At 73.5% G+C, this 11,682-nt stretch carries 2 protein-coding genes; both read left to right on the top strand.

What is annotated here, in order from left to right; all coding sequences use genetic code 11:
* On the top strand, positions 1-4,997 hold a 4,997-nt coding region (locus tag QR77_RS03315), incomplete at its 5' end, for a type I polyketide synthase (protein WP_040019566.1).
* A gap of 32 nt (positions 4,998-5,029) precedes the next feature.
* Positions 5,030-11,682 (top strand): type I polyketide synthase (locus QR77_RS03310; protein ID WP_150130547.1); only part of this gene is annotated, 6,653 nt, incomplete at its 3' end.

Below are 11,682 nucleotides of genomic sequence, written 5' to 3'. Positions count from 1 at the left end.
CGCAGCAGCGGCTGCTGCTGGAGACGAGCTGGGAGGCGTTCGAGCGGGCCGGTATCGACCCGCGGTCGGTCAAGGGCAGCCGGGCCGGTGTGTTCATCGGCTCCAGCTACCACGACTACGGCCTGCGCGTCGGCACCGCCCCCGAGGAACTGGAGGGCTACCTCGGCATCGGCAGCGCGGGCAGTGTCGCCTCCGGCCGTATCTCCTACACCTTCGGTCTGGAGGGGCCGGCTGTCAGCGTCGACACCGCCTGCTCCTCCTCGCTGGTCGCCATCCACCTCGCGGCGCAGTCGCTGCGCTCCGGCGAGTGCGCCATGGCCATCGCCGGCGGCGCGGCCGCGATGGCCACCCCGGTGTCGTTCATCGAGTTCAGCCGGCAGCGCGGGCTCGCCGCCGACGGTCGGTGCAAGCCCTTCGCCGCGGCGGCGGACGGCACCGCCTGGTCCGAGGGCGTCGGCGTCGTCCTGCTGGAGCGCCTGTCCGACGCGCGCCGCAACGGGCACCCGGTGCTCGCCCTGGTGCGCGGCAGCGCCGTCAACCAGGACGGCGCCTCCAACGGCCTGACCGCCCCCAACGGTCCCTCCCAGCAGCGCGTCATCCGCGACGCTCTCGCCAACGCACGGCTGGCGCCCGCCGACCTCGACGTCGTCGAGGCGCACGGCACGGGCACGAAGCTGGGCGACCCGATCGAGGCCCAGGCACTGCTCGCCGCCTACGGCCAGGACCGGGAGAGGCCGCTGCTGCTCGGCTCGGTCAAGTCGAACATCGGGCACACCCAGGCCGCCGCGGGCATCGCGGGCGTCATCAAGATGGTGCTGGCCATGCACCACGGCGTGCTGCCGAGGACTCTGCACCTGGACGAACCGTCGCCGTACGTCGACTGGAGCGCGGGCAGCGTGGAGCTGCTCGCGGAGAACACCCCTTGGCCGCGGACCGGCCACCCGCGCCGGGCCGCGATCTCCTCGTTCGGTGTCAGCGGCACCAACGCCCACACCATCCTGGAGCAGGCCCCCGAGGATGACACAGCGGCCCCCGCCGACGAGCGGGAACCGCTGCCGGTGCCGCTGCTGCTGTCGGCTCGCAGCGCCGAGGCGCTGCGAGCACAGGCTGCCCTGCTGGAACAGCACCTGGAAGAACATCCGCACGCACGGCCGGCCGACATCGCCTACACCCTGGCCACCGCGCGCGCCCACTTGGAGCACCGGGCGTACGTGCCCGCCGGGGACCACGACCGGGTTCGCGCCACCCTGCGCGCGATCACCGGCACCGTCACGCCCGCCGAGGGCCGCGTCGCGTTCCTCTTCTCGGGCCAGGGCAGCCAGCGGCTGGGCATGAGCCTGCGGCTCCACCGCGAGTTCCCCGTGTTCGCCGAGGCGTTCGACGCCGTGTGCGCCGTGCTGGACCCGCTGCTGGACCGGCCGCTGCACGAGGTGATCGGCGCCGCCGGCGACACGGACGACGCCGGACTCCTGGGCCGAACGGCCTTCACCCAGCCGGCGCTGTTCGCCGTCGAGGTCGCGCTCTTCCGGCTGGTCGAGTACTGGGGCATCCGGCCCGACGTGCTCATCGGCCACTCGGTCGGCGAACTGGCGGCGGCCCACGTCTCCGGCGTCCTGTCGCTGCCCGACGCCGCCCGGCTGGTGGCGGCGCGGGCCCGGCTGATGCAGGCCATGCCGGAGAACGGCGCCATGGTGTCGCTGACCGTCTCCGAGAAGGAGGTGCTGCCGCTGATCGCGGGCCGCGAGCACGAGGTCACCGTCGCCGCCGTCAACGGCCCCGCGGCCACCGTGATCGCCGGCGATGAAAGCGCGGTGCTGGAGATCGCCGACCGGATCGCGGCGGCGGGCCACAAGACCAAGCGGCTGCGCGTCAGCCACGCCTTCCACTCCCCGCACATGGACGGGATGCTGGAGGAGTTCCGCGCGGTCGCGGCCGGCCTGGAGTTCCACCCGCCGCGCATCCCCGTCGTCTCCAACGTCACCGGCGAGCCCGCCGGCGCCGACGACCTCTGCTCGGCGGACTACTGGGTGCGGCACGTCCGCCGGCCGGTGCGGTTCCTCGACGGCGTACGCGCCATCGAACGCACCGGTGTGCACGCGTTCCTCGAACTCGGCCCCGACAGCTCCCTCACCGCGCTGGCCCAGGACTGCCTGGACGGGACGGCCGAGCTGATCCCGCTGCTGCACCGTGATCGCGACGAGGTCCGCTCGGTGACCGACGCCCTGGGCCGGCTGCACGTGCACCTGGGCACCCCGGACTGGCAGCGGGTCTTCGCCGGACGTGACGTGCGCCTTGCGGCACTGCCCACCTACGCGTTCCAGCGCGACCGCTACTGGCTGGACGTCCCCGCCGGCACGGGCGACGTCACCGCCGCCGGGCTGGCCGTCACCGGCCACCCGCTGCTGGGCGCCGCCCTTGAACTCGCCGAGTCCGACACGTACGTCTTCACCAGCCGCCTGTCGCTCCGGAGCACGCCCTGGCTGGCCGACCACGGGGTCTTCGACGGGGCGCTGTTCCCCGCGACGGCCTTCCTGGAGCTGGCGATCCGGGCCGCCGACGAGGTCGGCTGCGACCGGGTCGACGAACTCTCCCTGGAGGCACCACTCGTACTGCCCGAACACGGCGCGGCCGTGCTCCAGATGCGGGTCGGACCGCGCGGAGCCGACGGGGCCCGGTCGCTGGAGGTCTTCTCCCGGCCGCAGGACGCGCTCGCCGACGAGCCCTGGACCCGGCACGCGGGCGGCGTCCTGTCGGCCGGCGCGGCGGCCGACGCCGAACCGCTCACCGTATGGCCGCCGTCCGGCGCCGACGAGATCGACGTGACCGGCCTGTACGACCGGTTCACCGAGAGCGGCTTCTCCTACGGCCCCGCGTTCCAGGGGCTGAAGGCCGTGTGGCGCCGCGGCGACGAGGTGTTCGCCGAGGCGAGCCTGCCCCCGTCGCAGCGGGCCGACGCCGGGCACTACGGGCTCCACCCGGCGCTGCTCGACAGCGTGCTGCACTCCCTGGCCTTCGGCGTCCTCAGCGGCTCCGGCCAGGCGTGGCTTCCGTTCTCCTGGAGTGGCGTCTCCCTGCACGCGGCCGGAGCGTCCACGGTCCGGCTGCGCATGGTGCCGACCGGCGACAGCTCCGTGTCGGTCACCCTGGCCGACGGCACCGGACGGCCGGTCGCCACTGCCGAGTCCCTCGTCCTGCGTCCGGCAGCGCCGGCCAAGGCAGCCACGAGCGGCGGCCGGGTCCACCGGACTCTGTTCCGCCCCGAGTGGACCGCGGTTCCGCTGCCCGCCGCCGGGGACGGCCCCCTCTTCGAGGTACGCCGTTACGCGTCGGGCCAGGATGCCGCGGCTGTCCGCCGGGTCACCCGGCAGGCACTGGCGGACATCCGGGACTGGCTCGCCGAGGACCGGTCCGGCGCCAAGCTCGTGTTCGGCACCACCGGGGCCGTCGCGCTCACCGGCGGGGACGACATCCCCGACCTCGCCGGAGCCGCCGTCTGGGGCCTGGTCCGCTCCGCCCAGACCGAACACCCGGACAGGTTCGTCCTCCTGGACGGCGACACCACCGACGACGTACTGCTCGCGCGGGCTGTCGCCGCCGCCGAGCCACAACTGGCCCTGCGCGACGGGCAGGCGTACGGCTACCGGATCGCGCGGGTGCCGGTGGACGCCGAGAAGCGCGCTCCTGAGTGGGAGCGCGGCGGCACCGTCCTGGTCACCGGCGGCACCGGCGCCATCGGCGGACACGTCGCGCGCCACCTGGTCGCCGAGCACGGCGTCAAGCGGCTTCTGCTCACCAGCCGCAGCGGCCCGGCCGCCGAGGGCGCCGACCGGCTGCGGGAGGAACTGAGGGCATTGGGCGCCGAGGTGGAGATCGCCGCCTGCGACGCCGCCGACCGCGCGGCCCTCGCCGCCCTGCTCGCCGACGTACCGTCCGGACACCCGGTCACCGGCGTCATCCATACGGCCGGTGTGGTGCGCGACGGGATCGTCGCAGCCATCACCGACGAGCAACTGGACGAGGCCCTGCGGCCCAAGGTCGACGCCGTGCTCAACCTGCAGGAGCTGACCGCCGGCCTGGACCTGTCCGCTTTCGTGGTCTTCTCCTCCATCGCCGGCATCTTCGGCGGCATGGGACAGGCCAACTACGCGGCGGCCAACGCCTTCCTCGACGCCCTGGCGCACCGCCGCAGGGCCCAGGGCCTTCCGGCCGCCTCGCTGGCCTGGGGCCTGTGGGCCAACGACACAGGCTTGAGCGGCCACCTCGGCGAGAACGACTTCAAGCGCATCGCGCGGGGCGGCATCATCGCCTTCCCGCCCGAGGAGGGCCTGGAGCTGTTCGACACCGCTCTCACGGAGGACCAGCCGGTCCTCCTGCCCCTCCGGCTGGACATCAAGGCCGTACAGGCGCAGGGCGAGGTGCCCGCGCTGCTGCGCGGCCTCGTCCGCGCCACCACACGGCGCAGCGCCGCCGACACCGCGGGGAGTGCCACCGAGGCCGCGGGCCTCGCCCAGCGGCTGGCCGGCTCGACCGACGCCCAGCGCGACCGCGTGCTGCTCGACCTGGTGCGCGACCACACCGCCACCGTGCTCGGCTTCGCCGACCCGGGTGCCGTGGACGCCGACCGGGGCCTGCTGGAGGTGGGCTTCGACTCGCTCACCGCGGTCGAACTGCGCAACCGGCTCGGAGCGGCCACCGGTCTGCGGCTGCCGGCCACCCTGCTGTTCGACTACCCGTCCTCCCGCGCCATCGCCGACTACCTCGCCGGTGAACTCGTCCCGGAACCGGCCGACGAGATCACACCCGGGACCACCGAACTGGAGCGCCTGGCAGCCCTCCTGGACGACGAGCGCTACCGCGACGAGCTGACCGGCCGACTGCAGGAGCTGTTGACCGGGGCCCGGTCGCTCACCGGCGGGAACGCCGTGCAGGAGCTCATCGACGCGGCCGACGACGACGAGATCTTCGACTTCATCGACAAAGAACTGGGCATGTCGTGACCGCCAACGGGCGCAAAGGTAAAGAGACCGCAGTGAATGATGACAAGCTCCGCACCTACCTCAAGCGGGTCACGACCGATTTGCACCGGACACGCCAGCGCCTGACCACGCTGGAGTCCCGGGACACCGAGCCCATCGCGATCGTCGGCATGAGCTGCCGCTACCCCGGTGGGGTCGAGAGCCCCGAGGACCTGTGGCGCATGGTCTCCGGCGGCACGGACGCGATCACCCGGTTCCCGGCCGACCGCGGCTGGGACCTGGAGCGGCTGTACGACCCGGACGGCGAGCGGCCCGGCACCAGCTACGCCCGCGAGGGCGGTTTCCTGGACGCTGTCGGTGACTTCGAGCCGCAGTTCTTCGGGATTTCCCCGAACGAGGCGCTGGCGATGGACCCTCAGCAGCGGCTGCTCCTGGAGACCACCTGGGAGGCGTTCGAGCGTGCGGGCATCAACCCGCGGGGCCAGCGTGGCGCCCAGGTCGGTGTCTTCGCCGGCGTGCAGTACCAGGACTACTCCTCCCGGCTGCGGCAGGTTCCGGAGGAGGTCGAGGGATTCCTCGCCGGAGGCAACTCCGACAGCGTCGCCTCCGGTCGGATCTCGTACGTCTTCGGCTTCGAGGGCCCCGCGGTGAGCGTGGACACCGCCTGCTCCTCGTCACTGGTCGCCCTCCACCTCGCCGCCCAGGCCCTGCGCTCCGAGGAGTGCACGCTGGCCCTGGCCGGCGGCGCCATGGTCATGTCCACCCCCGTGCCGTTCACCGAGATGAGCAAGCAGGGCGGCCTGGCCAGGGACGGCCGCTGCAAGTCTTTCGCCGCCGAGGCGGACGGCACCGGCTGGGGCGAAGGTGTCGGCATGCTCCTGCTGGAGCGGCTGTCCGACGCCCGCCGCAACGGCCACCCGGTGCTCGCCCTGGTCCGCGGCACCGCCGTCAACCAGGACGGCGCCAGCAGCCGCCTCACCGCGCCCAACGGCCCCGCCCAGCAGCGGGTCATCCGCAAGGCACTGGCCAACGCCCGGCTCACCCCCGCCGACGTCGACGTTGTCGAGGCCCACGGCACCGGCACCCCTCTCGGCGACCCCATCGAGGCGCAGGCGCTGATCGCCACCTACGGCCGCGGTCACTCCGCCGAACAGCCGCTGCTGCTCGGCTCGCTCAAGTCGAACATCGGCCACACCCAGGCCGCGGCGGGAGTCGGCGGCATCATCAAGATGGTGCAGGCGCTGCGGCACGGCCAGGTGCCGCCCACCCTGCACGCGGACAACCTCACCCCCCAGGTCGACTGGGAGGCCGGCACCGTCCGGCCGGTCACCGAACTTCTCCCGTGGCCCGCGGTCGACCGGGTCCGCCGCGCTGCCGTGTCGTCCTTCGGCGTGAGCGGCACGAACAGCCACGTCGTCCTCGAACAGGCCCCGGAGCCGGAGGAGTCCGAGCAGCCGGAAGAGCCCGCCAAGCCCGAGCAGACGGAGGACACTCCGCTCCTGCCCGTCGCCGGTACCGCGGTGCTGCCGTGGGTCCTGTCGGCGCGAAGCCCCCAGGCGCTGTGCGCCCAGGCGGGAAGGCTGCGGGCGCTCACCGGGCTCGACCCGCTCGACGTCGCCCACTCCCTCGCGACGACCAGGGCCGCCCTGGAACACCGCGCCGTCCTCGTCGGGGACGTCGACAGCGCCCTCGCCGCCCTGGAGCGGGACGAGGAGCACCCCGCCCTGGTCCGCGGCACCGCCAGGACCACCCGCGACCTGGCGTTCGTCTTCCCCGGCCAGGGTGCGCAGTGGGCCGGCATGGCGGTCGAACTGCTCGACTCCTCGCCCGTGTTCGCCGCCCGGATCGACCAGTGCGCCGACGCCCTGGCACCGTACGTCGACTGGTCCCTGGTGGACGTCCTGCGTTCCGGCGACTTCGACCGCGTCGACGTCGTCCAGCCCGTCCTGTTCGCCGTGATGGTGTCGCTCGCCGCCCTGTGGGAGTCCGTCGGCATCCGGCCGAACGCCGTCGCCGGCCACTCGCAGGGCGAGATCGCCGCCGCCGTGGTCGCCGGCGCCCTCACCCTTGAGGACGGCGCCCGCGTGGCGGCGCTCCGAAGCAAGGCGCTGCGCGCCCTGGCCGGGCGCGGCGGGATGACCTCCGTGGCCCTGTCCGCCGACGAGGCGCGGCGTCGTATCGGCCCCGGCCTGTCCATCGCCGCGATCAACGGCCCGACGTCCGTCGTGGTCGCCGGTGACCCGGCGGCCCTCGACGAACTCGACGGCTGGGACGTCCGCACCCGCCGCGTCCCCGTCGACTACGCCTCGCACTCCGCCCACGTGGAGGAGATACGCGAGGAGTTGCTGAACGCGCTGGCCGGGCTGACCCCCCGTACCGGCGAGATCCCCTTCTACTCCACCGTCACCGGCGGCCTGCTCGACACCGCCGGGCTCGACGCCGAGTACTGGTACCGCAATCTGCGGCAGACCGTCGAGCTGGAGAGGACCGTCCGCGTCCTGGCCGACGCGGGCCACGACGTGTTCGTCGAGGTCAGCCCGCACCCCGTACTCACCGCGGCGATCGAGGAGACCGCCGGCACCACCACCGTGGGCACGCTGCGGCGCGACGACGGCGGCATCGGCCGGTTCCTGCTCTCCCTCGCCGAGTTGTACGTCGCCGGGGTGCCCGTCGACCTGGAGGTGCTGCTGCCCGGCGGCTCCCGGGTCGACCTGCCCACCTACCCGTTCCAGCGCGACCGCTACTGGTTGGAGGACACCGGCACCGGCCACGGCGACGTCACCGCCGCCGGACTCGGCTCCGCCGACCACCCGCTGCTCGGCGCCGTCGTCACTCTGGCGGACGTCGAAGGCGTCCTGCTCACCGGACGCCTCTCGGTCCGCACCCATCCCTGGCTCGCCGACCACACCGTGCGCGGGGCGATCCTGCTGCCCGGCACCGCGTTCCTCGAACTGGCCGGCCGGGCCGGCGACCAGGTCGGCTGCGACCGGGTCGAGGAACTGCTGCTGGAAGCCCCCCTCGTCCTGTCCGAGAACGGCGCGGTCGACATCCAGCTCGCGGTCGGCGCTCCGGACGGCTCCGGTCGCCGAACCATCACCCTGTACGGAGCCGTCGACGGCTCCGACGACTGGACCCGGCACGCCAGCGGCATCCTGTCCCCCGCCGCCGCGCCCCCCGGCGCCGACCTCACCGTATGGCCGCCCGCCGGCGCCACCCCGCTGGACACCGACGGCATGTACGAGCGCTACGCGGCCGGCGGCTTCGGCTACGGCCCCGCGTTCCAGGGGCTGCGCGCGGCATGGCAGCACAACGGCGAACTGTTCGCCGAGGTCTCACTCCCGGACGACCAGCGTGACCAGGCCCGCCTGTTCGGCCTGCATCCGGCGCTGCTCGACGCGGCGCTGCACGTCACCGGACTGGCCGACTCGGCCGAGGGACGGCTGCCGTTCTCCTGGAACGGCATGTCCCTCCACGCGCAGGGCGCCACCGCGCTCCGCGTGCGGATCGCCCCGGTCGGCCAGGACGCCGTGTCGGTGCATGTCGCCGACCCGAGCGGCCGGCCCGTGGCCTCCGTCGAGTCCCTGGCGCTGCGCCCGCCGGTCGACGACACCGGCAGGACCGCCGGCGGCGAATCGGTGTTCCGGCTCGCCTGGACACCGGTGTCCGCCGGTGGAGCGGCCGACGAGCCCGGCGAGATCGTCCGCGTCGAGCCGGGCGACGTCCGCGCCGCCGTTCACGACGCCCTCGCGCGCCTACAGCGCTGGATCACCGAGGACCGCACCGGACGCCTGGTGTTCGTCACCCGGGGAGCCGTCCCGGTCTCGGACACCGAAGACGTCACCGACCTGGCCGGCGCCGCCGTCTGGGGCCTCGTCCGGTCCGCCCAGTCCGAACATCCCGACCGTTTCGCACTGGTGGACACCGACGGCGACGTCCCCACCGTGCCCACCGAGCCCCAGATCGCCGTCCGCGGCACCCGCGTCCTCGCGCCGCGCCTGGACCGCGCGCGCTCCGACGCCCCGCCGCCCAGCCTGGACGGCACCGTCCTGATCACCGGCGGCACCGGTATGCTCGGCTCGCAGCTCGCCCGGCACCTCGTCACCCACTACGGCGTACGCCACCTCGTCCTGCTCAGCCGCACCGGCCACGCGCCCGAACTGCGCGACGAACTCACCGCCCTCGGCGCCGAGGTCGACATCGCGGCCTGCGACGCCTCCGACCGGGCCGCACTGGCCTCGGTCATCGACGGGCTGCGGCAGCCGCTGCGCGCGGTGATCCACGCGGCCGGCGCGCTCGACGACGGAGTCGTCACCGCTCTCACCCCGGAGCGGGTCGAGACGGTCCTGCGACCCAAGGTGGACGCGGCGGTCAACCTCCACGAGCTGACCCGCGACCTCGACCTGTCCGCGTTCGTGCTCTTCTCCTCTGCCGCCGGTGTCTTCGGCGGCCCCGGCCAGGCCAACTACGCCGCCGCCAACGCGTTCCTCGACGGCCTGGCCCAGCACAGGCGGGCCCAGGGGCTGCCCGCCCAGTCCCTCGCCTGGTCCCTCTGGGAGCAGGCCAGCGCGATGACCGGCCACCTGGACGAGGCCGACCTGCGCCGCATCGCGCGGTCCGGCATGCCGCCGCTCACCACGGCCCAGGGCCTGGATCTGTTCGACCGGGCGCTGACGGCCGCCGACCCGCTGCTGGTGCTGATGCGCCTGGACCTGCCCGTCCTGCGCGCGTCGGCCGACCCCGTCGCGCCGCTGCTGCGCGGCATCGTCCGTACCCCCACGCGGCGGGCCGCCGTCGCGCACTACACCGGGGACGACATCTCGTCGCTGGCCGGCCAGTTGGCGGGCCTGCCCGAGGGTGACCGGCTCGGTGCCGTGGTCGACCTCGTACGCACTCGCGTGGCCACGGTTCTGGGCCACGCCTCCGCCGATGTCATCGACGGCGAACGGGCGTTCCGTGACCTCGGTTTCGATTCGCTTGCCTCGGTCCAGCTCCGCAACCGGCTCAACGCGGTCACCGGCCTGAAGCTTCCGGCGACCCTGGTCTTCGACTACCCGACCCCGCTGGTGCTCGCCGAGTACCTCCTGGCAGAGCTGGGTGCGGGGGAGACCCATGCCCCGTCCGCCGTGCGGCGGGTCTCCGTGGACGAGCCGATCGCGATCGTGTCGATCGGCTGCCGGTTCCCCGGCGACGTGCACTCGCCCGAGGACCTGTGGGACCTGGTGGCCTCCGGCGGGGACGCCGTCGCCCCGTTCCCGGCCGACCGGGGCTGGGACCTGGACGGCCTCTACGACCCGGACGGGCAGCGGCGCGGCAGCTCGTACGCCCGCGAGGGCGGGTTCCTCCACGACGCGGGCCAGTTCGACGCCGGGTTCTTCGGGATCAGTCCGCGTGAGGCGCTGGCGATGGACCCGCAGCAGCGGCTGCTGCTGGAGACCGCGTGGGAGGCGTTCGAACGTGCGGGCATCCGCCCGAACGAACTCAAGGGCAGCGATACCGGTGTGTTCGCCGGCGTCATGTACCAGGACTACACGTCCCGTGTCACCGAAGTACCCGAGGAGATCGAGGGTTTCCTCGGCACCGGCAACTCCCCGAGCGTCCTCTCCGGACGTATCGCCTACACCTTCGGCCTGGAGGGCCCGGCGGTCAGTGTCGATACGGCGTGTTCGTCGTCGCTGGTCGCGATGCACCTGGCGAGCCAGGCGCTGCGCTCGGGCGAGTGCTCGCTGGCCCTGGCGGGCGGCGTCACCGTGATGTCCACCCCGGCTCTGTTCACCGAGTTCACCCGGCAGCGCGGCCTGGCCACCGACGGCCGCTGCAAGTCCTTCGCCGACGGCGCGGACGGTGCCGGGTTCGGCGAGGGCGTCGGGCTGGTGCTGCTGGAGCGGTTGAGCGACGCACAGCGCAACGGGCACCCGGTGCTCGCCGTTGTGCGTGGCAGCGCGGTCAACCAGGATGGCGCCTCCAACGGCCTGTCCGCCCCGAACGGCCCCTCGCAGCAGCGGGTGATCCGCCAGGCGCTGGCGAATGCCGGGTTGCGGGCGTCCGAGGTGGACGCGGTGGAGGCGCACGGTACGGGTACGTCGCTCGGCGACCCGATCGAGGCGCAGGCGCTGCTGGCGACCTATGGCCAGGACCGCCCGGCCGGCAGGCCGCTGTGGCTCGGGTCGCTGAAGTCGAACATCGGGCACACGCAGGCCGCGGCCGGTGTGGCCGGCGTGATCAAGATGGTGCTGGCCATGCGGCATGGTGTGCTGCCCCGGACCTTGCACGTCGACCGGCCGTCCTCGCATGTGGACTGGTCGGCGGGGGAGGTGGAGCTGCTGACCGAGGAGCGTGAGTGGACGGGTCTTCGGCGTGCGGGTGTCTCCTCGTTCGGGCTGAGCGGTACGAACGCGCATCTGATTCTGGAGCAGGCTCCGGCAGTTGAGGTTCCGGCTGTTGAGGTTCCGGTGGTGCCGGTGGGCGTGTCGTCCTCGGTGGTGCCGTGGGTGGTTTCGGGGAAGTCGGCCGGCGCGGTCCGGGCGCAGGCGAAGAGGTTGCTGGAGCTGACCGGCGAGAGTCCTGCCGGGGTTGCGGCGGGTCTGGCGGTGCGTTCGGTGTTTGAGCATCGTGCGGTGGTGGTGGGGTCGGGCCCGGAGGATTTCGCCGCCGGGCTGTCGGCGGTGGTGTCCGGTGAGCAGGCGGTCGGGTTGGCTTCTGCTGTGGG

Origin of the sequence: Streptomyces sp. 150FB (genome assembly GCF_000818195.1) — a bacterium.
GTDB lineage: Bacteria > Actinomycetota > Actinomycetes > Streptomycetales > Streptomycetaceae > Streptomyces.
This window is presented reverse-complemented; position numbering and strand designations above follow the sequence as displayed.